At 71.7% G+C, this 25,530-nt stretch carries 23 protein-coding genes; 10 read left to right on the forward strand and 13 right to left on the reverse strand.

Annotated features, from left to right (window positions below; translation table 11 throughout):
* Positions 1 to 87 precede the first annotated feature (87 nt).
* From ACQPXS_RS41315 to ACQPXS_RS41340, 6 genes are all read right to left on the reverse strand, one after another.
* Positions 88 to 792, reverse strand: coding sequence for a response regulator (locus ACQPXS_RS41315; RefSeq protein WP_433454647.1), 705 nt, complete (start codon positions 790 to 792; stop codon positions 88 to 90).
* Positions 789 to 2,027 (reverse strand): sensor histidine kinase, encoded by a 1,239-nt coding sequence (locus tag ACQPXS_RS41320; RefSeq protein ID WP_433454648.1) that lies wholly within the window; start codon positions 2,025 to 2,027, stop codon positions 789 to 791. Before ACQPXS_RS41320 ends, ACQPXS_RS41315 begins: the two co-directional genes overlap by 4 nt.
* A gap of 23 nt (positions 2,028 to 2,050) precedes the next feature.
* Positions 2,051 to 2,785 carry a hypothetical protein gene (locus ACQPXS_RS41325; RefSeq protein ID WP_433454649.1) on the reverse strand — a complete coding sequence of 245 codons (735 nt, stop codon included), beginning with the start codon at positions 2,783 to 2,785 and terminating at the stop codon, positions 2,051 to 2,053.
* A 164-nt stretch (positions 2,786 to 2,949) separates the two neighbouring features.
* The gene (locus tag ACQPXS_RS41330; RefSeq protein WP_433454650.1) at positions 2,950 to 3,924 is read right to left on the reverse strand and encodes a pyridoxal-phosphate dependent enzyme; all 975 of its coding nucleotides are present in this window, start codon (positions 3,922 to 3,924) and stop codon (positions 2,950 to 2,952) included.
* Between the two features lie 46 nt (positions 3,925 to 3,970).
* Positions 3,971 to 5,323, reverse strand: a complete 1,353-nt coding sequence (locus ACQPXS_RS41335; protein WP_433454651.1) for a VWA domain-containing protein — start codon at positions 5,321 to 5,323, stop codon at positions 3,971 to 3,973.
* A gap of 316 nt (positions 5,324 to 5,639) precedes the next feature.
* Positions 5,640 to 6,497 (reverse strand): AAA family ATPase, encoded by an 858-nt coding sequence (locus ACQPXS_RS41340; RefSeq protein ID WP_433454652.1) that lies wholly within the window; start codon positions 6,495 to 6,497, stop codon positions 5,640 to 5,642.
* A gap of 154 nt (positions 6,498 to 6,651) precedes the next feature.
* Here ACQPXS_RS41340 and ACQPXS_RS41345 point away from each other — a divergent pair, with 154 nt between their 5' ends.
* The 4 genes from ACQPXS_RS41345 (at position 6,652) to ACQPXS_RS41360 (ending at position 9,726) form a co-directional block, all read left to right on the forward strand.
* Positions 6,652 to 7,242, forward strand: a complete 591-nt coding sequence (locus ACQPXS_RS41345; RefSeq protein WP_433454653.1) for a TetR/AcrR family transcriptional regulator — start codon at positions 6,652 to 6,654, stop codon at positions 7,240 to 7,242.
* A gap of 119 nt (positions 7,243 to 7,361) precedes the next feature.
* Positions 7,362 to 8,126, forward strand: a complete 765-nt coding sequence (locus ACQPXS_RS41350) for an ABC transporter permease (protein ID WP_433454654.1) — start codon at positions 7,362 to 7,364, stop codon at positions 8,124 to 8,126.
* Entirely contained in the window at positions 8,123 to 8,794 is a 672-nt protein-coding gene (locus ACQPXS_RS41355; RefSeq protein ID WP_433454655.1) for an ABC transporter permease, read from the forward strand. Before ACQPXS_RS41350 ends, ACQPXS_RS41355 begins: the two co-directional genes overlap by 4 nt.
* The gene (locus ACQPXS_RS41360) at positions 8,791 to 9,726 is read left to right on the forward strand and encodes an ABC transporter substrate-binding protein (protein WP_433454656.1); all 936 of its coding nucleotides are present in this window, start codon (positions 8,791 to 8,793) and stop codon (positions 9,724 to 9,726) included. The genes ACQPXS_RS41355 and ACQPXS_RS41360 overlap by 4 nt, the downstream gene beginning before the upstream one ends.
* 15 nt (positions 9,727 to 9,741) lie before the next feature.
* Here the strand turns inward: ACQPXS_RS41360 and ACQPXS_RS41365 are convergent, their stop codons facing one another.
* The 7 genes from ACQPXS_RS41365 to rhaI form a co-directional block, all read right to left on the reverse strand.
* The gene (locus ACQPXS_RS41365; RefSeq protein ID WP_433454657.1) at positions 9,742 to 10,896 is read right to left on the reverse strand and encodes a betaine/proline/choline family ABC transporter ATP-binding protein; all 1,155 of its coding nucleotides are present in this window, start codon (positions 10,894 to 10,896) and stop codon (positions 9,742 to 9,744) included.
* Positions 10,897 to 11,020: 124 nt separating this feature from the next.
* Entirely contained in the window at positions 11,021 to 11,662 is a 642-nt protein-coding gene (locus ACQPXS_RS41370; protein ID WP_356314614.1) for a LutC/YkgG family protein, read from the reverse strand.
* A complete protein-coding gene (locus tag ACQPXS_RS41375; RefSeq protein WP_433454658.1) occupies positions 11,659 to 13,137 on the reverse strand; it encodes a LutB/LldF family L-lactate oxidation iron-sulfur protein in 1,479 nt (492 codons plus the stop codon). Before ACQPXS_RS41375 ends, ACQPXS_RS41370 begins: the two co-directional genes overlap by 4 nt.
* Positions 13,134 to 13,889: a (Fe-S)-binding protein gene (locus ACQPXS_RS41380; protein ID WP_433454659.1), complete on the reverse strand. Its 756-nt coding sequence runs from the start codon at positions 13,887 to 13,889 to the stop codon at positions 13,134 to 13,136. The genes ACQPXS_RS41375 and ACQPXS_RS41380 overlap by 4 nt, the downstream gene beginning before the upstream one ends.
* A 72-nt stretch (positions 13,890 to 13,961) precedes the next feature.
* On the reverse strand, positions 13,962 to 15,398 hold the full coding sequence (locus tag ACQPXS_RS41385; protein WP_433456178.1) for a rhamnulokinase: 1,437 nt from the start codon (positions 15,396 to 15,398) through the stop codon (positions 13,962 to 13,964).
* A gap of 8 nt (positions 15,399 to 15,406) precedes the next feature.
* Positions 15,407 to 17,446 carry a bifunctional aldolase/short-chain dehydrogenase gene (locus tag ACQPXS_RS41390; protein ID WP_433454660.1) on the reverse strand — a complete coding sequence of 680 codons (2,040 nt, stop codon included), beginning with the start codon at positions 17,444 to 17,446 and terminating at the stop codon, positions 15,407 to 15,409.
* Between the two features lie 133 nt (positions 17,447 to 17,579).
* Positions 17,580 to 18,740, reverse strand: a complete 1,161-nt coding sequence (gene rhaI, locus ACQPXS_RS41395) for an L-rhamnose isomerase (protein ID WP_433454661.1) — start codon at positions 18,738 to 18,740, stop codon at positions 17,580 to 17,582.
* Between the two features lie 272 nt (positions 18,741 to 19,012).
* On the opposite strand from rhaI, the gene ACQPXS_RS41400 reads away from it, so the two are divergent.
* The 6 genes from ACQPXS_RS41400 (at position 19,013) to ACQPXS_RS41425 (ending at position 25,497) form a co-directional block, all read left to right on the forward strand.
* The gene (locus ACQPXS_RS41400) at positions 19,013 to 20,530 is read left to right on the forward strand and encodes a sugar ABC transporter ATP-binding protein (protein WP_433454662.1); all 1,518 of its coding nucleotides are present in this window, start codon (positions 19,013 to 19,015) and stop codon (positions 20,528 to 20,530) included.
* Complete coding sequence (locus ACQPXS_RS41405; RefSeq protein ID WP_433454663.1) at positions 20,527 to 21,597, forward strand: ABC transporter permease; 1,071 nt, start codon at positions 20,527 to 20,529, stop codon at positions 21,595 to 21,597. Before ACQPXS_RS41400 ends, ACQPXS_RS41405 begins: the two co-directional genes overlap by 4 nt.
* A complete protein-coding gene (locus ACQPXS_RS41410; RefSeq protein ID WP_433454664.1) occupies positions 21,590 to 22,564 on the forward strand; it encodes an ABC transporter permease in 975 nt (324 codons plus the stop codon). Before ACQPXS_RS41405 ends, ACQPXS_RS41410 begins: the two co-directional genes overlap by 8 nt.
* Positions 22,565 to 22,730: 166 nt before the next feature.
* Positions 22,731 to 23,810, forward strand: coding sequence for a rhamnose ABC transporter substrate-binding protein (rhaS, locus tag ACQPXS_RS41415; protein ID WP_433454665.1), 1,080 nt, complete (start codon positions 22,731 to 22,733; stop codon positions 23,808 to 23,810).
* Between the two features lie 17 nt (positions 23,811 to 23,827).
* Positions 23,828 to 24,148, forward strand: a complete 321-nt coding sequence (locus tag ACQPXS_RS41420; RefSeq protein WP_356314587.1) for an L-rhamnose mutarotase — start codon at positions 23,828 to 23,830, stop codon at positions 24,146 to 24,148.
* Positions 24,145 to 25,497 carry a BNR repeat-containing protein gene (locus tag ACQPXS_RS41425; protein WP_433454666.1) on the forward strand — a complete coding sequence of 451 codons (1,353 nt, stop codon included), beginning with the start codon at positions 24,145 to 24,147 and terminating at the stop codon, positions 25,495 to 25,497. The genes ACQPXS_RS41420 and ACQPXS_RS41425 overlap by 4 nt, the downstream gene beginning before the upstream one ends.
* The last annotated feature ends 33 nt before the right edge of the window (positions 25,498 to 25,530 follow it).

Consider the following 25,530-nt stretch of genomic DNA (forward strand, 5'->3'; position numbering starts at 1 on the left):
AGCCTACGGTCGGCTGCCTCCCCGAGCGAGATGAGTTGCCGATCGCGGAGTGGTGGTACCTGCGCCTTCGCTGGGGCGGCAGCGGCTTCAGGCGCTGCCGGGCCGGACACGGCGCTCGGACGTGCTGGTCGCGGTGACGAGCCCTGATTCGTAGGCGCTGATCACCAGTTGCGCCCGATCGCGTGCCCCCAGCTTGCTCAGAAGCCGGCCGATGTAGGTCTTGACGGTGCCGTGGCTGATGTGGAGGTACTCGGCGATGTCGGTGTTGGACAGGCCGCGGGCCACGAGAAGCAGAACCTCTCGCTCGCGGTCCGTGAGGTCGTCCAGCGAGGAGCGGGGCACCGGGTGCGCGGCGGGAAGACGAGCGAACTCGGCGATCAGGCGCCGGGTCACCGAGGGGGCGAGGAGGGACTCTCCGGCGGCGACGGTGCGGATGCCGGTCAGCAGGGCCTCGGGCGAGGTGTCCTTGAGGAGGAACCCCGCCGCTCCTGCCCGCAGCGCGCCGTACACGTACTCGTCGAGGTCGAAGGTCGTGAGGATGAGGACGCGTGTGTGTTCCGTCTCGGGACATCGGGCTATGTGCCGTGTCGCCTCGATCCCGTCCATGCCGGGCATCCGGATGTCCATGAGCACCACGTCCGGACGCAGGCGCCGCGCGCTCTCGACGGCTTCGGCGCCGGTGGCGGCCTCGCCCACCGTGCCGAGCCCGGGTGCTGTGTCGATGAGCACCCGGAAGCTGCCTCGGAGCAGGGACTGGTCGTCGGCGACGAGTACCCGGATCGGTTCGCTCACGCGGTCGTCTCCCTTCGGCCCGGTGCGGTGCCGTGCGCGGGTTCGGCGGGGAGACGGGCCGACACGGTGAACCCGCCGCCGGGCCGCGGGCCGGCCTCCAGCGTCCCCCCGTACATCATCACGCGTTCCCGCATTCCCACGAGTCCGTGGCCGCCCCCGAGTTCCGCCCGGTCGGGTACGACGGTGGTGCCTGCTCCGTCGTCCACCACCTCGATGTGCACGTCTCCTCGCGGGTCCGCGGTGATGGTGACCTTGCACCGTGTTCCGTCGCCGGCGTGCTTGACCACGTTGGTCAGCGCCTCCTGCACGATCCGGTAGACGGTCAGTGCCGTCCCCTGGGGGAGGCCGGTCGTCAGCCGCGTGTGCAGCCTGGTACGGATGCCCGCCTGCTCGGCGCGCCGGACGAGAGAGGGCAGGTCGTCCAGTCCGGGCGGGGGTGCCATCTCCGCGGAGCCGGCATTTTGGGTGTGCTGTCCGGCCGTGTCGCCGCGCAGCACCCCCAGCGCGCGCCGCATCTCGGTGAGTGCCTCCCGGCCGGTGCGCTCGATCGCCTGGATGGCGTCGCGCGTCTCCTCGGGGCGCTCCTCGGCCACGTGATTGGCGACCGCGGCCTTGACGACGATCACGCTGAGACTGTGCGAGACGATGTCGTGCAACTCCCGGGCGATGCGCAGGCGTTCCTCGACCAGCGCCTCCTCGGCCAGACGCCGGTCCCGCCGTGCCACTCGGGCCCGCCGTTCACGTACGGCACGACCCGCGGCCCACGCGGCGCCGGTCACCAGCCAGACGAACGCCGCGGTTCCGACGGCTTCCGGCCACGGGCCGGACGGGGTCACGACCGCTTCCCCGGTGACGACCGAGGCCGCCGAGACGGCCAGGGTCAGGACCAGAGCCGCCGCGGCCCGGCCGGCCGGTACGAGGAGCGCGACCGTATAGAGGACCAGGGCGGTGGAGACGTAGGGGTCGCGGGTGATGTCGAGCAGCGTCGCCGCTGCCGTGGCGCCCAGGACCACGGTGAGAGCGGGCAGGGGCCACAGGCGGCGGACGGCCGGCGGCACTCCCACACACACGGCCACCAGCCAGCCCACCCACACCGGGCCGGAGAACCGGGGCAGGCCGTCGGACGCGCCCGGCCCGGCCAGCGCCGCGTACGCGGCCGTCACGACGCCCGCCACGCAGGCGTCGAGTACCAGCAGATGCGTCCCCGTCCGCGGGCGCCACCGCACTGAGTGCATCGCACGACGATACCGACGAGTGCTCATCCGGCCTGCCCGAAGAGGAACATCGCGGTGCCCACCACGCCGACCAGCACGAGCCTCACGACGACCGAGGCCGGCCGCGGGGCCGGCCCGCTGCGCCATGCGGCCACGCCCAGCGGGACGAGTGCCACGCACAGCCCCGCGGCAGCCGCGACCGACCATGCGGTCGTCCCCTTCAGCACGCCCAGCGGCATCGCCGACACCAGGGCCAGGGCCGCCGCACGCAGCGGTCCGAGCACCCGCGACCGGTAGGCGCCGACGGCCAGCAGGACCCAGCCGCCCATGATGGCGGCGTTCAGCGTGCTGAAGACATGGAACGCACCATAGGTTTCGCTCACCGTTCGTGTCGCCGACGCCGCGCCCTGGGCGGTCACCAGCTGGAAGCCCGCATGGTCCACGCCCGCATGAAACGCCCGGGCGAACAAGCCCAGAACCGTGAGAACGCCGCCCCACACAGCCAGTTCGCGGAAGCGCGCCCCGATCCGGGCGGCGAGAAACGCGACGCCCGGGCAGAGCAGCACCCACCCCGCGGAAACCAGGCTGTAGGACGCCGTCATGAGGTCCGGATGGTGCTCGTACGCACTCAGTTGCTCGGGAAAGAAGAAGCCCAAGCGCGCACGCAGCAGCACACCGGCGAGGACCAGCGAGGGCCCCACGACGAGGGACGCGCCGCCCACCCAGCGTCCCGGAAAGTCGGACTGCGGTGCGGTGGGTGAGGAAGAGGTGTTGGTCATGGTGCGACGATGCCTCCGCCGCCCATGTCGCGTCGTCGGAGCACGGGCCACACTTCCGCGTCGGACCGTGGTCGTACCGCCTGACTTACCGTCTGCCCTGTGGGGAACCGGGCCGCACGGCGTGCGACCCGGTCGCGTGTCCGGCGCGGTACGGTCCTCTGCCGTCACCCCTCGAAGACCGTCACCCCCTCCTCCGCGAAGGCGACCGCGTCCGCGTGCCCGAACAGGCCGGGCAGGCCGCCGGTGTGGACGAACACCGTCTTCTCGCCCGGCCGGACGTCACCGTCGCGGACGGCCGCCCGCAGCCCGGCGAGGGCCCGGCCGGTGTAGATGGGGTCGAGGACCAGGCCCTCGGTGCGGGCGGCGAGCCGGAGCGCCTCGGTCACCGGCTCGGTCAGCGTCGCGTACCCGGCACCCACCTGGTCCCGGCGCACCCGCAGCCCATCGGACGTGACCTCGTCCGGGGTGAGCGGCGCCGCGAACCGCGCCACCGCCGCGGCCGGGTCGGCCAGCGCGCCCACGTCGACGCCGAGCACCGAGCCGGCGCCCAGGGCCGCGACCAGGCCGGCCATGGTGCCGCCCGAGCCGAGCGCGACCACCACCGTGCGCAGCCGGGGCACCTGCTCGTCCAGCTCCTCGCCGCAGCGCACATAGCCCCGGGCGCCCGGCACCCCGGATCCGCCGAACGGGATGAGCGCGGGCCGTGCACCGCCCGCCCGCAGCCGCGCGCACACCTCGGCCGCCGCCGCGTCGAGTCCGGCTTGGTCCACCTCGCCCGCCCAGGCGATCCGCGCCCCGAACAGGCCGTCCAGCGCGAGGTTTCCGGACCGGGAGGCGCCCGGTGCGCCGCGCAGGACGAGGACGGCGGACAGGCCCAGCCGGGCGGCCGCGGCGGCGGTCAGGCGGGCGTGGTTGCTCTGCGGGGCGCCCGTGGTCACGAGCGTGTCCGCGCCCTCGGCGAGGGCCGCGCCGACCGTCCACTCCAGTTTGCGGATCTTGTTTCCGCCGCCGCCCAGACCGGTCAGGTCGTCCCGCTTGATCCACAGGTCCTCGGGACCGAGCCCGAGCGCCGCGCCGAGCCGGGGCGCCGGTTCGACGGGGGTGGGGAAGGTGCCGAGCGAAACGCGGGAGGGGCCCATGGCGTACGTCCTTCGATGCCGGTCGTGGTCGTTCGGCACCAGTCGATCACACCGGCAGCAGCCGGGCGATCAGCGCGCTGAGCTGTCGGGCCGTACGGCACTCGTGCATCTCGACCAGTTCGGCGTACGCGGGCGCGGCCGAGTCGCCGGTGCCCCACCGGTCCCGCGGCTCGGGGTTCAGCCAGTACACGCGGCGGGTCCGCCCGGCGACCTCGCGTACGGCGGCCAGGTTCGGGTCGCTCATGTTCGTCCGGGCGTCCCCGAGGACGAACATGGTCGTGCGCGGGCCGACCGCGTCGCCGTACCGCGCGGTGAACTCGCCGAGTGCCACGCCGTAGTCGCTGCTGCCGTGCCAGCCGGTGAGCGTGGCCTCGGCGTGGATGCGGGCGCCGAGCCCGTCGGGGTCGGCGCGGCCGTGGTCGAGCAGGCCGGTCACCTCGTCGAGCCGGTTGACGAAGGCGAACACACGGACCTTGCTGAACTGGTCGTGCAGCGCCTGCACCAGCAGCATCGTGAAGTCCGAGAATCCGGACACCGAGCCGGACACATCGCACAGCAGCACCAGTTCGGGGCGCACAGGGCGGCGCCGGCGCAGCACCGGCCGCATCGGCACCCCGCCTGTGGACAGCGAGGAGCGCAGGGTGCGGCGCAGGTCGACGGTGCCGCGCGCGGCCCGGCGCCGGCGCGCGGCGAGCCGGGTGGCCAGCTTGCGCGCGAGCGGCTGAACAGCCCTGCGCAACTCGGCCAGTTGGTTCCGGTTCGCGTACAGGAAGTCCACCCGGTCCGCGGTCGGTACGACGCCGCGCCGGGCGATCTCGTCCCGCCCGCGCCGCTCGGCGACCCTGCGCCGCGCCTCGGCTCCGACCATCCGCCGGAACTGCTCGATGCGGTGCCGGATCTCGTCGTCCAGCAGTCGGTCGGCGAAGCCGGCCCCGCTGCCGTCCCGGCCCCGGACGTCCGCCCGCACCCGCGCCAGCAGGGTCTGCGGACGCAGCCGGTCCAGCGTCTGGTAGGCGGACCAGCCGTCCGAGCCGGGTGAACTGCCGTAGCCGCCGAGGGCGTCGACCGCGTCCACCGCCAACCGGGCCATCAGGGCGCGGTCGTCCGCCGCCAGAGCCTCTGCCAGACGGTCGCGCAGCGCCTCGCGGTCCCTGGATTCTCCGTCCGGGCCGCCGACCCCGCGCGGGAAATACAGGTCGAAGACCGGGTCGAACACGGCGCGTTGACCGGGGCCGTGCAGCAGTGTCGCGGCCAGCCCCTCGCGCAGTCGTTCGCGGTCGGCGAGCCCCAGCGCCTCCGCGGCCCGGGCCGCGTCCACGGTCTCGCCGGTGCCGATCCGCACACCGTGTGCGCGCAGCGCCCCGACCAGCCCGGTGATCCGCTCGGCGACCGCGGTCATCAGGGCACCTTCTTTCCTGCGACACCTGGGAGGGTGATCGTGCAAGTCCGGTGAGAGCTGGGGTGACGGCCTGGCGCGGTCGCTCCGACAGGGCCCCTGTGACCCTGCCGCCCCCGGCTCTCCTGGAGCTGTCGACCGGCAACAAGGGGACGCGCCGCAGAGCGCCAGTTAATGACCACCCGGGGGCCGGCTCCGTCACCGGGTGAACGTTGTTGGACACGAAGGGGAGACACGTGTCGCTGCCGGAGAGCGCCTACTACGTCGGGGTCTACTGGGGATCGGCCGAGCACGCGGTGTGCGGTTGACACGAGGGGTGTCACAGCGCGTCCAGGTCGAGCTTCGCCGCCGCCTTCTGGATGTCGTCCTGATGCTTGAGGATCACTCCGAGGCTGTCCCGTACGACCGTCTCGTCCAGGGTGTCGGCGCCCAGCGCCAGCAGGGTGCGCGCCCAGTCGATGGTCTCCGCGACGGACGGCGCCTTGCGCAGGTCCATCGCGCGCAGCGCCCCGACCACCCGGACCACGGACTCGGCCAGCGCCGCGTCGAGGCCTCGCACCTTCAGGCGTACGATCCGCCGCTCCAGCTCCTCCTCGGGGAAGCCGATGTGCAGGAACAGACAGCGGCGGCGCAGCGCCTCGGACAGCTCCCGGCCGGCGTTGGAGGTGAGGACGACGAACGGGCGCCGGGTCGCGGTGACCGTGCCCAGCTCCGGGACCGTGATCTGGAAGTCGCTGAGCACCTCCAGCAGCAGCCCCTCCATCTCGACGTCGGCCTTGTCGGTCTCGTCGATCAGCAGCACCGTCGGCTCGTCCCCGCGGATGGCGGTCAGCAGCGGGCGGGGGAGCAGGAACTCCTCGCTGAAGATGTCGGTGCGGGTCTCGTCCCAGCTCTCGTCGCGGCCCGCGCTGATCCGCAGCAGCTGCTTGGCGTGGTTCCACTCGTACAGCGCCCGGGACTCGTCCACGCCCTCGTAGCACTGGAGCCGGACCAGCCGGGCTCCGGCGACCTGGGCGACGGCCTTGGCCAGCTCGGTCTTGCCGACCCCGGCGGGGCCCTCCACCAGCAGCGGCTTGCCCAGCCGGTCGGCGAGGAAGACGGTCGTGGCAACGGCGGGCGAGGCGAGGTAGCCGGTCTCGGCGAGGCGGGCGGAGACGTCGTCGACGGACGTGAACAACGGGGCCTCCGGCGGGTCGGGAGTGGTGTCCGGACTCCTATCTAAGCGCTTGTTCAGTGCCTGTGTCACGTGGATTCGGCGGAGACGGCGGCCACGCCGAGCGATATACACCGATCGGTTTCCCTTCGTCCGCGCCTCAGGTTAACCTCGCCGCATGGCCTCCACAGACAAGGTGTCCCCGCCGGACAAGGCGTCCCCGCGTGACCGGCTGCTCGACGCGGCCGCCCGGCTCTCCTACCGCGAGGGCGTCTCCGTCGGCATCGAGGCGCTGTGCCGGGAGGCGGGCGTCTCCAAGCGGTCGATGTACCAGTTCTTCGACAGCAAGGACGCGATGCTGGCGGCGAGCCTGGAACGGCGCATCCCGTGGTACGACGCCCAGCTCGTACACCCCGACGCGGAGACCGCCACCCCGCGCGAGCGGATCCTGTACGTCTTCGAACGGCTGGAGCGGGCCTCCGCGGCCGCCGACTACCACGGCTGCCCCTATCTGGCCGTCCTGGTGGAGCTGAAGAACCCCGAGCACCGGGCGGCCGAGGTCGCCCGGGGCGTCAAGCAGCGGCTGGCCGAGGCCTTCCGCGCCGAGGCGGAGCGCGGCGGCGCCCGCGACCCCGAGTTGCTCGCCCGCCAACTGCTGCTGGTCTTCGACGGCGCGAGCGCCCGCGCGGGCGCGAAGGTCGAGCACCTGGACGACGGTCTCGCCACGGCGACGGTGACGGCGCTGCTGGACGCGGCGGGCATGGACTAGCGCCCCAAAGGGGCGCGGGGAACCGCGCGACCAACCACGACGCTGCAGCAGATGACCGACAACGCTCGCGGCACTTTCAGCGAAACACCCGTACGGGCCAGCCCAACGCGCCGGCCGGCATGCCCACACGCTCGAATAGACTCGTGGCGTCCCCCGACGACTGCCTCGCGCGCAACGAATGGATCTGCGGCGCCTATCTGAGCACCCGCCGCCGGATCCTCCTCGACGCGGTCGCGCAGCACCTCCAGCTGACCGTCCTGTCGGTCCTCATCGGGCTGGCCATCGCGCTGCCGCTCGCGGTGCTGGCCCGCCGCTGGGGCTGGGCGGCCGGGCCGGTGCTCGCCGTGACGACGATCCTCTACACCATCCCGTCGCTCGCCATGTTCTCCCTGCTTCTGCCCCTGTACGGCCTCTCCGCCACCCTCGTCGTCGCCGGACTCGTGCTGTACTCGCTGACCCTGCTCGTCCGGAACATCCTCGCGGGCCTGCGCGCCGTCCCCGAGGAGACCCGGCAGGCCGCGCGCGGTCTCGGCTACGGCCCGGTCCGCCTGCTGCTCACCGTGGAGCTGCCCCTCGCCCTGCCCGCCGCGATGGCCGGCCTGCGCATCGCCACCGTCTCGGCGGTCTCCCTGGCCACGGTCGGCGCGATCATCGGCTTCGGCGGGCTCGGCAACCTCATCTACGCGGGCATGAACACCTACTTCAAGGCCCAGGTGCTCACCGCGTCCGTGCTCTGCGTGCTGATCGCCGTCGCCGCCGACCTGTTCCTGCTGGGCGTGCAGTGGCTGATCACGCCGTGGACCAGGGCGGGCCGGGCACGCGCGCCCGCCGCACGAGGGAGACGGCGCCCAAGGGTCCTCGGGGTGAAGGAGGACCGTGCGTGAGCACGCTCGACGCGGCCTGGCACTGGCTCGCCGATCCCGCGCACTGGTCGGGTGACGACGGCGTCCGGCACCGGCTGCTCCAGCACCTGATGCTCACCGCCGTCTGCCTGCTCCTCAGCTGTCTGATCGCGCTGCCCATCGCCCTGGTCCTCGGCCACCTCGGCAAGGGCGGCGCGCTCGCCGTGAACATCTCCAACATCGGCCGGGCCGTGCCCACGTTCGCCGTCCTGGTCCTGCTGCTCCTCACCCCGGTCGGCAGGTGGGCAGAGGGGCCCACCGTGGTCGCCCTGGTGCTGTTCGCCGTCCCGCCCCTGCTCACCAACGCCTACGTCGGCATGCGCGAGGTCGACCGTGACGTCGTCCAGGCGGCCCGGGGCATGGGGATGACCGGACGGCAGCTGCTGCTGCGGGTGGAGCTGCCCCTCGCGCTGCCGATGGTCGTGAACGGGGTGCGGATCGCCGCCGTCCAGCTCGTCGCCACCGCCACCATCGCCGCGCTCGCGGGCGGCGGCGGGCTCGGCCGGATCATCACCGCCGGATTCAACCTCGCCAGTACGCCCCAGGTGGTCGCGGGCGCCCTGCTCGTCGCGGTGTTCGCGCTCGTCGTCGAGGGCGTCTTCGAGATCGCCGAGCGGCTGGCACCACGGTGGGCGCGGGGTGGCCGATGAGAACAGCCCGCACAGCCGTCACACTGCTCACGATCACCGCCTGCACCACCGGGCCTTCCCTGGAGGACCGCGGCCAGGTCACCGCGTCACCCGGCGACAGCCACCACCTGACCATCGGCTCGGCCGGCTTCACCGAGAGCGATCTGCTCGCCCAGCTGTACGCCCGGCTGCTGAACCAGGCCGGCTACAAGACGTCCCTGCTCACCGTCAACAACCGGGAGCTGTACGAACCGGCCCTGGAATCCGGCCAGATCGACATCGTCCCCGAGTACGCGGCCACCTTCGCCGACTGGCTCAACGCCAAGACCCACGGCGCCGGAGCCGCGCCCGTCGGCTCACCCGACCTCGGCAGGACGATGACCGCCCTGCGCCGACTCGCCACGCCCCGCGGCCTCACCGTCCTCCCGCCAGGACGCGCGGTCGACCAGAACGCCTTCGCGGTGCGCGCGGACCACGCCCGCCAACATGGTCTCAAGACCCTCAGCGACCTAGGCGCGTCGAAGCTGCGGGTGCGCCTCGCGGCCGGCGACGAGTGCGTCCAACGTCCCTACTGCGCACCGGGGTTGAAGAAGGTGTACGGCATCGACATCACCGGCGTCGACCCCAAGGGCGTCGGCACCACCCAGGCCAAGCGGGCCGTGCAGGAGGGCCGGGACCAGATGGTGCTGACCACCACCACGGACGCCACCCTCGACTCCTTCGGCCTGGTCCCGCTCGCCGACGACAGACACCTGCAGAACGCCGACTACGTGGTCCCTGTGGTCAACCGGTCCCGGGCCGGCGGACCGGGCGTGGCCAAGGCGCTGGGCAAGCTCGACGACGTCCTCACCACACGCGACCTGGCCGCCATGAACGAACAGGTCGACAACTGGCGCCGGCTGCCCGCCGACGTGGCCCGCGCCTATCTGAAGGACAAGGGCCTGCTGAAGTGACGCGCGGCCGGTGTCTTACGCGTCCGCCACCGAGTCGAACGGCACCTGTCCCCGCGCCACACCCCGCGCGTCCGCGTCCACCGAGCGGCGCAGCGCCTCGTGCAGCTTCGCCGGGGTGAGCACGCCCAGGAAGCGCGCGCCGTCCAGCACCGCGACCCACCCGGCGTCGTACTGCAGCATCATCCCGAACGCCTGCTTGAGCGGCGCGCCGACCGGCACCCACGCGGTCATCCGGTGGGTGACGTCCGCGACCGTGCCGCCCCGCGCCAGTTCGTCGATGCCGGCCCAGCCGCGCAGATCGCCCTGCGCGTCGAGGACGACGGCCCACCGGGCGCCCTGCGCCCGCAGCCGCTCGACGGCCTGTTCGGCCGGTTCGTCCGGGCGGGCCACGGGCGGCTGCTGAAGGTCGTCCGGCTCGATCGCGGTGACCGACAGCCGCTTCAGCCCCCGGTCGGCGCCCACGAAGGAGGCGACGTACGGGGTCGCGGGCGCCCCGAGCACCGCGCCGGGCGTGTCGAACTGCTCGATCCGGCCCTGCCCGTACACGGCGATCCGGTCCCCGAGCCGTACCGCCTCCTCGATGTCGTGCGTGACCAGCAGCACGGTCTTGCGCACCGCGGCCTGCATCCGCAGGAACTCGTCCTGCAACTGCTCGCGCACCACCGGGTCGACCGCGCCGAACGGCTCGTCCATCAGCAGCACCGGTGGATCCGCCGCGAGCGCCCGCGCCACCCCGACCCGCTGCCGCTGTCCGCCGGACAGCTGCTCCGGATAGCGCGGCCCGTACGTCGTCGGGTCGAGTCCCACGAGGTCCAGCAGCTCGGCGGCCCGCGCCCGCGCCTTCGCCCGCTTCCAGCCGAGCAGCGCGGGCACGGTCGCGGTGTTGTCCAGGACGGTGCGGTGCGGGAAGAGGCCCACCTGCTGGATGACGTACCCGATGCGGCGGCGCAGCCGCACCGGGTCGACCGAGGCGATGTCCTCGCCGTCGACGACGATCCGGCCGGAGGTGGGCTCGATGAGCCGGTTGACCATCATCATGGTCGTCGTCTTGCCGCACCCGGACGGCCCGACGAGCGTGACGAGTTCGCCCTCGGCCACCTCGAAGGAGAGGTCGTCCACCGCCGTCGTACCGTCCGGGTACCGCTTGGTGACCTGCTCGAACCGGATCATGTCCGCACGCTATCGGGGCCGTGCGCGCGGCGCGCGGCGGTGGCCCCCGCCCGGCGGCGCGGACCGCACCCGTTCGGACCACACCGGCGCGCCGCCGGCCGGAGCCGTTGGGTTCCTCGCCGGGTCAGCTCAGCAGGATCACTTCCAGTGTGCGCGGGCCGTGCACGCCCTCCACCCGGTCCAGTTCGATGTCGCTGGTGGCCGACGGGCCGGAGATCCAGGTCAAGGGACGGGCGGGATCGAGGCGTTCGAGGGCCTGCGGGACCGAGGAGACCACCTGGTCCGGGACCCGGACGACACAGATGTGGTGGTCCGGGATGAGCGAGATGCGGCGCCGGCCCTGGTCGGGGGAGCCGTCCAGGACGATCGTGCCGGTCTCGGCGATCGCCACGGCACAGCCCGTCACCACGCTGTCCACCTGGTCCAACCGCTGCGGCGTGCTCACCGCCCGGTCGTGGATGCGCACGGGGTCCGCGGCGGACATCCACTCCGGCGGCAGGCCGGGCGGCACCAGCACCTCCTGGGAGCCGTGCTCGTTCAGCAGCCGCATGACGAGATACGGCAGCTCCTCGGCGTCGCTGCGGTGCACGATCGCCCGGTAGTCCGCCAGGTTCGCGGCCAGCAGCTCCACCGTCTCCTCGGTCGTGCGGGCCCCGTGCTCGCGCAGATAGTCGCGGGGCACGGCCTCCTCGTACGGCCGCTCGTCCGGGGTCACATCGGCGAGGGCGCGCCGTACCCGGCCCAGGATCCGTTCCCTGCTGCTCACTTGGTGCCGTCCTTTCCACCGCGGGTGCGCTGCCACCAGTCCCGGAAGGGTTCCGCCGGTACGGCGGGCAGGTCCCGGGTGCCGCTCCACGCCTTGCCCGGGCCCGGCAGGGTGCGGGGGTGCAGCCGGCGGGTGCGGGAGGCGAGGCGCTGGCCGGTGCGCAGGGCGCCGGGGTGGGTGAACGCCCAGCGTGCCGCGCGCATGGCCGCCCGCTCGGCGGCGTGTCCTCTGGCCGGCTTCAGTACCACCTTGTTGCCCTGCCGCACGGCCGGACCGCCCTCCACGACCCGCTCGCGCAGATGCACCAGCACCTCGGGGATGTCGATGGCGACCGGACACACCTGGTAGCAGGCCCCGCACAGACTCGACGCGTACGGAAGTGAGGCGTCGATCTCGCTTTCCGTGCCCCGGAGTTGAGGGCTGAGGATCGCGCCGATCGGGCCCGGATACACCGAGCCGTAGGCGTGGCCGCCCGCCCGCTCGTACACCGGGCACACGTTCAGGCAGGCCGAGCAGCGGATGCAGCGCAGGGCCTGGCGGCCGACCTGGTCGGCGAGGGTGTCGGTGCGGCCGTTGTCGAGCAGGACGAGGTGGAAGGTCCGGGGGCCGTCGCCGTCCGTGGTGCCGGTCCACATCGACGTGTACGGGTTCATGCGCTCGGCGGTGGAGGAGCGGGGGAGGGTCTGCAGGAAGACCTCCAGGTCCCGCCAGGTCGGCACGATCTTCTCGATGCCGACGACGGAGATCAGCGTCTCCGGCAGGGTCAGGCACATCCGGCCGTTGCCCTCGGACTCCACGACGACGAGGGTGCCGGTCTCGGCGACCATGAAGTTGGCGCCGGAGATGCCGACCTTGGCACGCAGGAACTTCTCCCGCAGGTGCAGCCGGGCGGCCTCGGCGAGTTCGGCGGGGGTGTCGGTCAGGCCCTCGGGAGCGGGACGGCCCCACTCGCCCATCTCCGAGCGGAAGATGTCCCGGATCTCGCCCCGGTTGCGGTGGATGGCGGGCACGAGGATGTGCGAGGGCCGGTCCTTGCCCAACTGCACGATGAGCTCGGCGAGATCGGTCTCGTAGGCGTGGATGCCTTCTTCGAGCAGGGCCTCGTTGAGCCCGATCTCCTGCGTGGCCATCGACTTGACCTTGACGACCTCCGACTCGCCGGTCTCCCTGACGAGTCCGGCGACGATCCGGTTGGCCTCGTCGGCGTCGGCGGCCCAGTGGACCGTACCGCCCGCCGCCGTGACCGACTCCTCCAGCTGCACCAGATAGCGGTCGAGGTGGCGCAGGGTGTGGTCCTTGATCCGGCGGCCCGCCTCGCGCAGCGCCGCCCAGTCGTCCAACTCGGCCACCGCGCGCGCCCGTTTGGCGCGGATGGTGTGCGTGGCGTGCCGCAGGTTGCCCCGCAGGATGGTGTTGCCCAGGGCGTCGTGCGCCGCCTTCGGAAAGGCCGGCATGCCGATGAACGTTCCGCTCATGCCGCCGGTTCCTCCTCCGTGCTCGCCAGGATCTCCGCGATGTGGACCGGCCGCATGTCCGTCCGCAGCCGGCTCATCGTGCCGCCGATGTGCATCAGGCACGAGTTGTCGGCCGCGCACAGCACCTCCGCGCCCGTCGACTCGGCGTTGCGGACCTTGTCCGTGCCCATGGCCGCCGAGACCTCGGCGTTCTTGAGCGCGAACGTGCCCCCGAACCCGCAGCACTCCTCGGCGCCCGGCAGCTCGACCAGTTCCAGGCCCTTGACCGCCTGGAGCAGGCGGCGCGGCCGGTCGCCGAGCCCGAGGCCGCGCAGGCCGTGGCAGGTGGGGTGATAGGTGACCTTGTGCGCGTAATAGGCTCCGACGTCCGTCACGCCCAGCACGTCCACCAGGAACTCGGTCAGCTCGTACGTCTTCGGCACCACCGGCGCCAGCGTCCGGGCGAGCGAGTCCCCCCGCCCCTCGGCACGTGCCCGCTCGCCCATCCGCGGATACAGCTCCCGCACCATCGCCCCGCAGGATCCGGACGGGGTGACGATCGCGTCGTACTCGCGGAAGACATCGGAGAAGTGCCGGGCCAGTGGTTCGGCCTCATGCCGGTAACCGGTGTTGTAGTGGGCCTGCCCGCAGCAACTTTGACCCATCGGGAAGTCGACGTCGACACCCAGTCTGGTCAGCAGCTTCACCACGGCGCGGCCGGTGTCCGGATAGAGCGTGTCGTTGACACAGGTCAGGAACAGGGCGACACGCATCGCGGCTCCTCGGGGTCGGTCATCGGACGAGTGCAGGGTAGTAGGCGAATACCGTCGAGGGGAGAGTGCCGTTCACCGCGTGGCGAGCCGTGCTTCGGCCTCCCGCCAGCGCGCGGCGTCGCCACGGGGCGTGTACCGGGTCAGCGGCTGGGTGCGGGTGAGCAGCCGGCGCATGGCGGCCAGATCGCCGACGAGGCCGTCGGCACGGGCCTGGACCAGGACGTTGCCGAGGGCCGCCGCCTCCGTCGCACCGGCGACCACGGGCAGCCCGCAGGCGTCGGCGGTCAGCTGGCACAGCAGCGCGTTGCGGGTGCCGCCGCCGACGAGGTACACCACCTCCACCGGGTGGTCGGCCAGCCGCTGTGCGTCCTCGACGGCCCGTCGGTGGGCGAGGGCCAGCGAGTCCAGGATGCACCGGGTGACCTCGGCCCGCGTCTCCGGCACCGGCTGCCCGGACGCCCGGCACGCCTCGGCGATCCGCTCCGGCATCCGCCCGGGCGCCAGGAACGTCTTGTCCCCGGCGTCCACCACCGAGCGCAGCGCCGGCACGGCGCCGGCCTCGCGCAGCAGCCGGCCCAGGTCCTGTTCTCCCCAGGTCCGTTGGCACTCCTGGAGCAGCCACAGCCCCATGATGTTGCGCAGATACCGGACCGTGCCGTCGAGCCCCAGCTCGTTGGTGAAGTTCGCGGCGCGGCTCTCCTCGGTGAGCACCGGAGCGGTCAGCTCCAGGCCGGCCAGGGACCAGGTGCCGGTGCAGATGTAGGCGAAGGGCTCGCCGGTGGCCGGGACGGCGGCCACCGCGGAGGCGGTGTCGTGCGAGCCGACGGCCGTCACCGGGACGGGACCGGTCAGGCCGGTCTCCTCCAGCACCTCCGGCCGCAGCAGCCCGGCCGGATCGCCGGGCTGCCGCAGCGGCGCGAACAGGCCGAGGTCGATACCGAGCCGCTCGGCGATGTCGTAGGACCACGTCCGCGTCCGGGGGTCGACGAGCTGGGTGGTGGAGGCGTTGGTCAGCTCGGTGCCCTGCTCGCCGGTCAGCCAGTACGACACCAGGTCCGGGATGAGCAACAGCCGCTCGGCGTAGGAGAGTTGGCGCTTCTCGCGGGCAGCCGTCAGCTGGTACAGGGTGTTGAAGGGCGCGTACTGCAGGCCCGTCGCCCCGTACAGCTCCTCGGCCGGCACGGTCGCCCACACCTTCTCCGCGACGCCCTCGGTGCGGGCGTCGCGGTAGTGCACCGGGTTGCCCAGCAGGGCCCCGTCGGCGTCGAGCAGGCCGTAGTCCACGGCCCAGCTGTCGATGCCCACCGAGTCCACCTGGCCCGCCGCCCGGAGTCCGTCCAGGACACCGCCGTACAGGGCGAGGATGTCCCAGCGCAGGCCCTCGGGTGTGCGCACCGGCCGGTTGGGAAAGCGGTGTGCCTCGCTCAGCTCCAGCGAGTCCGGGCTCACCCGGCCGGCCATCACCCGCCCGCTGGAGGCGCCCAGGTCGACCGCGGCGTACACCTTCAAGAGCCCGCTCACCGCAGGAACGCGGCCGCCACGCCCGCGTCGACCGGGACGTGCAGCCCGGTGGTGTGGGTCAGCTCGCCGCCGGTCAGCGCGAAGACGGCGTTCGCGACGTGCTCGGGCAGCACCTCCCGCTTGAGGATGGTCCGCTGGGCGTAGAACTCGCCCAGCTTCTCCTCCGGCACCCCGTACACCGCGGCCCGCTGCGCACCCCAGCCGCCCGCGAAGATCCCGGAACCGCGCACCACACCGTCCGGGTTGACCCCGTTGACGCGGATGCCGTGCTCGCCCAGCTCGGCGGCCAGGAGCCGCACCTGGTGGGCCTGGTCGGCCTTGGTGGCGGAGTAGGCGATGTTGTTGGGCCCGGCGAAGACCGCGTTCTTGGAGGCGATGTAGACGATGTCACCGCCCAGCGCCTGCGCGATCATCACCCGCGCCGCCTCCCGTGAGACGAGGAAGGAACCGCGGGCCATGATGTTGTGCTGGAGGTCCCAGTCGCGTGCCGAGGTGTCCAGCAGCGGCTTGGAGATGGAGATCCCGGCGTTGTTGACGACCAGGTCGACTCCGCCGAAGGCGAGCGCCGCCGTCTTGAAGGCCTCGGTGATCTGCTCCTCGGAGGTGACGTCGACGGTGACGGCGACCGCCTTGTCCGGGCCGCCCAGCTCCTCGGCCACGGCCTGGGCGCTGTCGTCGTTGAGGTCGGCGACGACGACACAGGCGCCCTCGGCCACCAGCCGGTGCGCGATGGCCCTCCCGATCCCGCTGCCCGCACCGGTCACCAGCGCCACCCGGGTCGCCAGCGGCTTGGGCTCGGGCATCCGCTGGAGCTTGGCCTCCTCCAGCGCCCAGTACTCGATGCGGAACTTCTCCGACTCCTCGATCGGCGCGTACGCCGACACCGCCTCCGCCCCGCGCATCACGTTGATGGCGTTGACGTAGAACTCCCCGGCCACGCGGGCGGTCTGCTTGTCCTTGCCGAAGCTGAACATGCCCACGCCCGGCACGAGCACGATCGCCGGGTCGGCGCCGCGCATCGCGGGCGAGTCGGGCAGGGCGTGCCGCTCGTAGTAGGCGGCGTACTCCTCCCGGTACCGGGCGTGCAGCTCCTTCAGCCGGGCCACGGCCTCCTCCAGCGGCGCGGCCGGCGGCACGTCCAGCACCAGCGGGCGCACCTTGGTCCGCAGGAAGTGGTCCGGGCACGACGTGCCCAGGGCCGCGAGCCGCGGATGCTCGGCGCGGGCGAGGAACTCCAGCACGGCGTCGGAGTCGTCGAAGTGCCCGACCTGCGGCTTGTCCTGCGAGGCGACGGCCCGGACGTACGGCGCCAGCGCCGCCGCCCGCTCCCGCCGCTCGGCCGCCGAAAGGGCCTCGTAGCCCTCGATCACCGGCCCGAACGGCTCCGGCTTCCCGCGCTCGGCGAGGAACGCCTCCGCGGTACGGATGATGTGCAGCGAGTTGCGCTCGCACTCCTCGGACGTCTCACCCCACGCGGTGATCCCGTGCCCGCCCAGAACGCAGCCGATCGCCTGCGGGTTGGCCTCCTTGACCGCCGCGATGTCCAGCCCGAGCTGAAAGCCGGGCCGCCGCCACGGCACCCACACCACCGAGTCCCCGAAGCACTCGGCGGTCAGCTTCTCCCCGTCGGCGGCGCAGGCCAGCGCGATCCCGGAGTCCGGGTGCAGATGATCGACGTGCGCGGCCTCGACGAGCCCGTGCATGGCGGTGTCGATGGAGGGGGCCGCCCCGCCCTTGCCGTGCAGACAGTAGTCGAAGGCGCCGACCATCTCGTCCTCGCGCTCGACCCCGGGGTACACCCCCTTCAGCGCCCGCAGCCGGTCGATCCGCAGGACGGCGAGCCCGGCCTCGGTGAGCGTGCCGAGATCACCTCCGGACCCCTTGACCCACATCAGCTCGACGTCACCGCCGGTCACGGGGTCGGTGGCGGAGCCCTTGGCGGACGCGTTGCCGCCGGCGTAGTTGGTGTTGCGGGGGTCGGAGCCGAGCCGATGGGAGCGCTCGATCAGGGCGGCGGCTTCAGGATGGGTGGTCACGAGACCGGTTTCCTTTCCAGAGGGCGATGCGTACACAAGGGGCGGGGCTGTGTCGAAGTCCGGCTCTGCTGCGCGGGCGCGAGCGGCCACGACGGACCCGCACCCCGCGACGAGGCAGATCAGGGCAGAGGCGCTACGCCCCCCACCCTGCCTGCTCCCCACCGACACGCTCGGCCACGATCTTCTCGGCCCACCCGGAGCGGGCATACGCGGCGATCGGGTCGCGGTCGAGCCCCATCTCCTCACGCACCTCGGCCAGCAGCGGCCGTACATCGGTGTTGTACGCGTCCATGAGCACGGCGTTCGCCCCGAGCACGTCACCCTCGCGCTGAGCGACGGCGAGCGCTTCCCGGTCGACCAGCAGGGCCTTGGCGGTGGCTTCCTGCACGTTCATGACCGACCGGATGATCGCCGGGATCTTCGCCTCGATGTTGTGGCACTGGTCGAGCATGAAGGCGACGCCCGGCCCGAGCCCGCCCCCGCGCACCACCTCGTACATGATCCGGAACAACTGGAACGGATCGGCCGCGCCCACCATCAGGTCGTCGTCGGCGTAGAAGCGGGAGTTGAAGTCGAACCCGCCGAGCTTCCCCTCCCGCAGCAGCGTGGCCACGATGAACTCGATGTTGGTGCCGGGCGCGTGGTGCCCGGTGTCGACGACCACCTGCGCCTGCGGGCCCAGCTTCAGACAGTGGGCGTAGGCGGTGCCCCAGTCCGGCACGTCCGTCGCGTAGAAGGCGGGCTCGAAGAACTTGTACTCCAGCAGCATCCGCTGCCCGTCCCCGAGCCGCCCGTACACCTCGGCCAGCCCCTCCGCGAGGCGGTCCTGCCGGGCCCGGATGTCGTCCTGGCCGGGATAGTTCGTGCCGTCGGCGAACCAGAGCTTCAGGTCCCCGGACCCCGTGGCGTCCATGATGTCGACGCACTCCAGCAGATGATCGAGCGCCTTGCGCCGCACCGCAGGATCCGCGTGGCAGATGCTGCCGAGCTTGTAGTCGTCGTCCTGGAAGGTGTTGGAGTTGATCGCCCCCAGTTTCAGCCCGTGGTCCTCGGCGTGCCTGGCCAGCGCCGCGTAGTCGTCCACCTTGTCCCACGGGATGTGCAGGGCGACGGTGGGGGCCACGCCGGTGAACTCGTGCACCTTCGCCGCGTCCTGCAGCTTCTCCCAGGGATCGCGCGGCACGCCCGGCTGGGCGAACACCTTGAAACGGGTTCCCGAGTTCCCGTACGCCCACGACGGCGTCTCGACGGCCTGGGTCTTGAGCGCGGCCTTCACCGCGGCGAGGTCGGTCACTGCGCGACTCCTGGTGATGTCGGTCGTAACAACGAAGCGATGTGAAACGATTCAGACCCGCAAGCTAAGGGCCCTCCGGAGGGGTGTCAAGCGCTCCGACCAACCCCGTTGTCCGTGATCCTGTCGCGACCTTTGACTATCGAAACTTTTTCGAACCGAACCCATTGACGCGCCCCGGCTGTCATGCCTACGGTCCCGGCAATCCAGTTGAAACCTTTCACGGCGCGGTGGAGGCCTCGGGTCCTCCGGCCGGTGTCGTCGAGGAGCCTCACATGACCCACCCGCCTGACACGGGGCCGGCGCCGGTGCTGGCGCTGAAGGGCGTCTCCAAGTCCTTCGGTGCCGTACGCGCCCTCAGGGACGTCTCCCTGGAGCTGTTGCCCGGCGAGGTGCACGCCCTTGCCGGAGAGAACGGCGCGGGCAAGTCGACGCTGATCAAGACCCTCGCCGGGGTGCACCGGCCGGATGCCGGCCAGGTGCTGCTCGACGGTGAGCCCGTCGTCTTCCACGGCCCCGGCGAAGCCCGCGACGCCGGCATCGCCGTGATCTACCAGGAACCCACACTCTTCCCCGACCTGTCGATCGCCGAGAACATCTTCATGGGCCGCCGGCCCAGGCGGGCCCTCGGCCGGATCGACCACAAGGCCACACATGCCGCGACCCTGGCCCTGATGAAGCGCCTCGGCGTCGAACTCGACCCCGACCGGCCGGCCCGTGGCCTGTCCATCGCCGACCAGCAGATCGTCGAGATCGCCAAGGCCCTCTCCTTCGAGGCCCGGGTCCTGATCATGGACGAGCCGACGGCAGCCCTGACCGGCAGCGAGGTGGCGCGGCTCTTCGGGGTCGTCCGCACCCTGCGCGAGCAGGGCGCGGCGGTGCTGTTCATCTCGCACCGGCTGGAGGAGATCTTCGAGATCTGCCAGACGGTGACCACCCTGCGGGACGGCGCCTGGATCGCCGGCGAATCGCTGGCCGGCATGACCGAGGACGACCTGGTCCGCCGGATGGTCGGCCGCGACCTGGACGAGCTCTACCCCAAGCAGGAGGTCGAGCCCGGCGAGGTGGCCCTGAGCGTCCGCCGCCTGACCCGCGAGGGCGTCTTCACGGACGTGTCCTTCGAGGTGCGGTGCGGCGAGATCGTCGGTCTCGCGGGACTCGTGGGCGCCGGCCGCACCGAGGTGGCCCGCGCGGTCTTCGGCGTCGACCGGTGGGACGCCGGCGAGGTCGAGGTCGCCGGGCGCAGACTCACCAACGGCGCCCCGTCCACGGCGATGGCGGCCGGACTGGCCCTCGTCCCGGAGGACCGGCGCGCCCAGGGCCTGGTGATGGACATGTCCATCGAGCGCAACATCGGCCTCACCGGCCTGCGTACGACCGTCAAGGCCGGGCTGATGGACCGCGGGGCGGAACGCAGCCGCTCCCTCGACTGGGCCGTCAAGCTCCAGGTGAAGTACGCCCGCATCGCCGACGCCGTCTCCACCCTCTCCGGCGGCAACCAGCAGAAGGTCGTCCTCGCCAAGTGGCTCGCCACCGGCCCGAAGGTGCTGATCGTGGACGAGCCGACCCGCGGCATCGACGTCGGTACCAAGGCGGAGGTGCACCGGCTGCTGTCGCAGCTCGCCGCCGACGGGGTGGCGGTGCTGATGATCTCCTCCGACCTGCCCGAGATCCTCGGCATGGCCGACCGCGTGCTCGTCATGCACGAGGGCCGGCTCACCGCCGAGATCCCCCGCGCCGAAGCCTCCGAGGAAACCGTGATGGCCGCAGCCACCGGGAGGGCCGCCGCATGACGGTGACCACCCCGAACCAGACTCCAGCCGTCGAGGTGCCCCGCTCCGGCGGCACCCGACTGGTCGACCGCGTCTTCAAGATGCGCGAACTCGCCATCCTGGTCGTCTTCCTGGTGATGATCGGCATCACCCAGGCGGGCAACAGCGAGTTCCTCTCCGAGCAGGGCATCAAGGACCTGCTGCTCAACGCCACCATCCTGGTGCTGGTGGCCACCGGACAGTCCCTGGTGGTGATCACCAGGAACGTCGATCTGTCGGTCGGCTCGACCCTCGGCATCAGCGCCTTCGCCACCGGCACCTATCTGCACGGCGGCGGCAACGCCGTCGTCGCGATCCTCCTCGCCGTCCTGCTGGGAGTCGGCTTCGGCATGCTCAACGGCCTGCTGGTCAGCCTCGGCCAGGTGCCCGCCCTCGTCGTCACCCTGGGCACGCTCTACATCATCCGCGGCGTCGACTCCATCTGGGTCGGCTCCCGCCAGATCACCGCGGCCGACCTCCCCGGCGGGTTCGTGGACTTCGGCTCCGGGGGCGTCTCGGCGGTGCCGTGGCTGGCACTGATCGCGCTGGCGGTCCTGGTGGCGACGGCGTACTACCTCAAACACTTCGGCAGCGGACGGGAGCTGTACGCCCTCGGTTCCAACCCGGAGGCCGCGCGGCTGGCCGGCATCCCGGTCCGCAAGCGGATCCTGGCCGCCTACACCTTCTGCGGCGGCCTCGCCGGACTCGCGGGAGCGATGTATCTCGCCCGCTTCGGAAACGTCGACTCGGGCACCGGAAACGGCTACGAACTCACCGTCGTCAGCGCCGTCGTGGTCGGCGGCGTCGTCTTCACCGGCGGCTCGGGAAGCGTCTACGGAGCCGCTCTGGGCGCCCTGCTGCTCACCTCGATCAACAGCGTCCTGCCCGCTCTCGGCGTCAGCTCGGTGTGGGTGCTCGCCATCAACGGCGTCCTGCTGCTGCTCGCCATCGCCGTCGACCGGATCGTCGCACTGCGCGTGGCCGCCGCCCTGAAGAAGAAGTCCGACCGGAGGAACACCCCCATGGCGAAGGAGAACGCCGGTGCCTGAATCGCTGACCCGCGCCGTTCGCTGGGACACGGTCGTCGGCGCGCTCCTCATCGTCCTGCTGCTGCTGTCGTTCGGTTTCGTGGACGGTTTCGGCAACGCCCTCAACCTGTCCTTCCTCCTCGGCAACACGCTCCCGATCGCGCTGATCGCCCTGCCGATGACCCTGCTGGTGGTCGCGGGCGAGATCGATCTGTCGGTGGCGTCCACGGCCGGGCTGTCCGGGGCGGTGATGGGCAAGCTCTGGAACGACGGCATGGCCATCGAGACGATCATCCCTCTGTGCCTGCTGCTGGGCGTCGTCTGCGGACTGGTCAACGGCCTGCTCGTCACGCGGCTCGGGCTGCCGTCCCTCGCCGTCACCATCGGCACCCTCGCCGCCTACCGGGGCATCGCCCAGATCGTGCTCGGCTCCGACGCGGTCACCGACTTCCCCTCCCAGTACCTGGACTTCGCGGCCGGCCGGGTCGGGAACTCCTTCCTGCCCCAGGCGTTCCTTCCCTTCCTGGTGCTGCTCGCCATCGCCGCCGTCGTCCTGCACGCCACCCCCTTCGGCCGGTCGCTGTTCGCGGTCGGCGCGAGCGAGGAGGCGGCGCGGTTCGCCGGGATCCGGGTCAGGCGGACCAAGCTCCTGCTCTTCGTGGCCACCGGGTTCATGTCCGCGCTGACCGGTGTGTTCTGGGCCCTGCACTACGCCAGCGCCCGCTACGACAACGCCACGGGCCTCGAACTCTCCGTCGTCGCGGCCGTGCTGCTCGGCGGCATCGACTTCGACGGGGGCAAGGGGACGCTGGGCGGCGCCATCGCCGGCGTGTTCCTGCTCGGCGCGCTGCAGAACGTCATGAGCCTGCTGAACGTCTCCGCGCAGTCGCAGATCGTCGTCACCGGTGTCCTGCTGGTGATCTCCGTGCTCGGGCCGCGGGTCGCGCGTCAGATCGCCGTGGGCAGGGCCGCCGGTTCCTCCGGTTAGGCCCTTCGCCGGCTGCGGTCCGGTCATGGCCGGTCGCTCCCCCGGGTTCCCGGCTTCGCCCGACCCCGGGGGGACCCCCATCGCGGCGGCAGCCGCACAGGAAACACAGCTCCGCGCCCCCTCTGGGGCGCGTCCACTCACCCTCTCTTCTCCCAAGGACCCCGCCATGCCCAAGTCACCCCTGCGCCGCACCTGCGCCGCGCTCGCCGTCGGTACGTCCCTCGCCCTGGCGCTCACCGCCTGCGGCGGCACCACCAAGAACGACGTCAAGGACGACAACGCCTCCGCCGCCTCCGGCGGCAAGGCCGATCCGAACGCCGCCACCAAGAAGGGCCTGACCGTCGGCTTCCTGCCCAAGCAGGTCAACAACCCCTACTTCACCACCGCCGACAAGGGCGGCGAGAAGGCGCTCGCCGAACTCGGCTCGAAGTACAAGGAGGTGGGCCCCTCCAGCGCCACGGACACCTCCGGGCAGGTCAGTTACGTCAACACGCTCACCCAGCAGCAGGTGAACGCGATGGCGGTCTCCGCGCAGGACCCGGGCGCCCTGTGCACCGCCCTCAAGCAGGCCATGAGCAACGGCATCAAGGTCGTCACCTACGACTCCGACACCACGCCCGGCTGCCGCAACGCCTTCGTCTCGCAGGCGTCCGCCGAGGACCTCGGCCGTACCGAGGTGCAGCTGCTCGCGCAGCAGATCGGGTACAAGGGCGAGATCGCCGTCCTGTCCGCCGCCCAGACCGCCACGAACCAGAACACCTGGATCGGGTACATGAAGGACGAGCTGAAAGACCCGAAGTACAAGAACATCAAGCTGGTCAAGATCGCGTACGGCAACGACGACGCCCAGCAGTCCTTCCAGCAGACCCAGGGCCTGCTCCAGCAGTACCCGAACCTGAAGGGGATCATCTCCCCGACCACCGTCGGCATCAAGGCCGCCGCCCAGTACCTGTCGGGCTCCAAGTACAAGGGCAAGGTCAAGCTGACCGGCCTCGGCACCCCCAACGACATGCGCAAGTACGTCAAGAACGGCACCGTGGACGCCTTCGAGCTGTGGGACCCGGCCAAGCTCGGCGACCTGGCCGCCCGCACCGCCGTCGCGCTGGCCTCGGGCCAGATCACCGGCAAGGAGGGCGAGAGCTTCAAGGCCGGCGGTACGACGTACACCATCGGCAAGGACGGCGTGATCAGCCTGGGCAAGCCGACCGTGTTCGACGCCAAGAACATCGACCAGTTCAACTTCTAGGCAGACGGGAGCAGTCGATGCAGCGCGTGTGCTTCCTGCTGAAGGTCAGGGCGGACCGGCTCGACGAGTACCGTGAGCGGCACGCGGCCGTCTGGCCGGAGATGCTCGACGCCCTGAAGGCGACCGGCTGGCACAACTACTCGCTGTTCCTGCGCGAGGACGGCTTGCTCGTCGGCTATCTGGAGACCGAGGACTTCGCCGCCGCTCAGGCCGGCATGGAGGCGACCGAGGTCAACGCGCGCTGGCAGGCGGAGATGGCGCCGTTCTTCGAGTCGCTGGACGGCGCCAGACCCGACGAGGCCATGAGGCCGCTCACGGAGGTGTTCCACCTGTCATGACCGCCGACGTGAGCGGGGTCGCGGCCCCCGGGGTCACCCGGCTGGGCCGTACCCTCCTCGATGCCCGGGCCCTGTACTTCGTGTCGTACGACGGCCTCGTCAACAACAACTCCTTCCAGAAGAACGGCCTGTTCACGCACCGGGGCCGGCAGTACGCGGCCTGGTACTCCGCCGACCGCAGCGCGACCCTCGCCCGCCGCGGCCCGGGTGCGGGGGTCTGGGCGACGGTGACCCTGGACCACCGGCTCAAGAGCGACGACTCCCACAACGTGATCTCGATGGGTGTGTCGCGGACCGACGGCCGGCTGCACCTGGTCTCGGACGCGCACAGCGACGGCTTCTCCTACGTGAAGTCCTGCGCCGGGCTGCTCGACGGCGAACCGCCGTGGACCCGGGCCGCCTTCGGGCCCGTGCGCACCACGCTCGGCGGACTCGCGCTCACCGCGCGGTTCACCTATCCGCAGTTCGTCTCCACCCCCGAGGGCAGGCTCCAGCTCGGCTACCGTGCCGGGATCTCCGGCGACGGCCGCAACGCCCTCGCGGAGTACGACGGTTCGACGTGGACGGCGCTGGGGGAGTGGAGCAGCGCGACCGGCACCTACTCCAGTGCGCACGGCTCCAGCACCGCCCGCAGCATGTACCTGCACGGCATCGACTACGACGTCCGCGGCCGGCTGCACTCCTTCTTCACCTGGCGCGAGCAGAACGCCTCCGTGACGTGCGGCGGCGGTCTGACCAACCACGACACCGGCTACGTCCTCTCCGCCGACCGCGGGCGGACCTGGCGCAACGACGCCGGTGAGGTCGTGGGCACCACCGGCGGCCCGGACAAGGTCGCCGTCGACAGCCCCGGGTTGGTGGTGGACCCCCTGGCCCCCGACCATGCCCTGATGAACCAGGAGAGCCAGGCCGTCGACTCGGCCGGCCGGCCGCACGCGATCATCAGTTACGTACCGGGCCGTTTCGGGCGGTGCACCACGGACTACGCCGCCGACCGCATCGCCCACGGGCGCGCCTTCCACCTCCGCAAGAACGCTTCCGGCGCCTGGCAGAAGACCGAGATCCCGATCCCGCTGAACTCCAGCCAGCGCACCAAGCTCGTCCTGGACCGGCACGACAACGCTTACGCGGTGCTTCCGTTCGGCCGCATCGCCGCCGCGTCCAAGGCCTCCGGGTACACCGACTGGACACTGCTGCACGACGGTGGTGACCTGAACGCCTTCGGCGAGGTGGTCGTCGACGAGACGCGGATCCGGTCGGAGAACGTCCTGTCCTTCATGTACCAGGAGAAGTCCACCGGTACGACGCCCTCGCCCCTGTACGTGGCCGACTTCGCGCTGCCGGCATGACGGTAATGTGAAGGTCGTCCCGCCGCCCCTTGT

Source organism: Streptomyces sp. CA-142005 (genome assembly GCF_050942335.1).
Classification (GTDB): Bacteria; Actinomycetota; Actinomycetes; order Streptomycetales; family Streptomycetaceae; genus Streptomyces.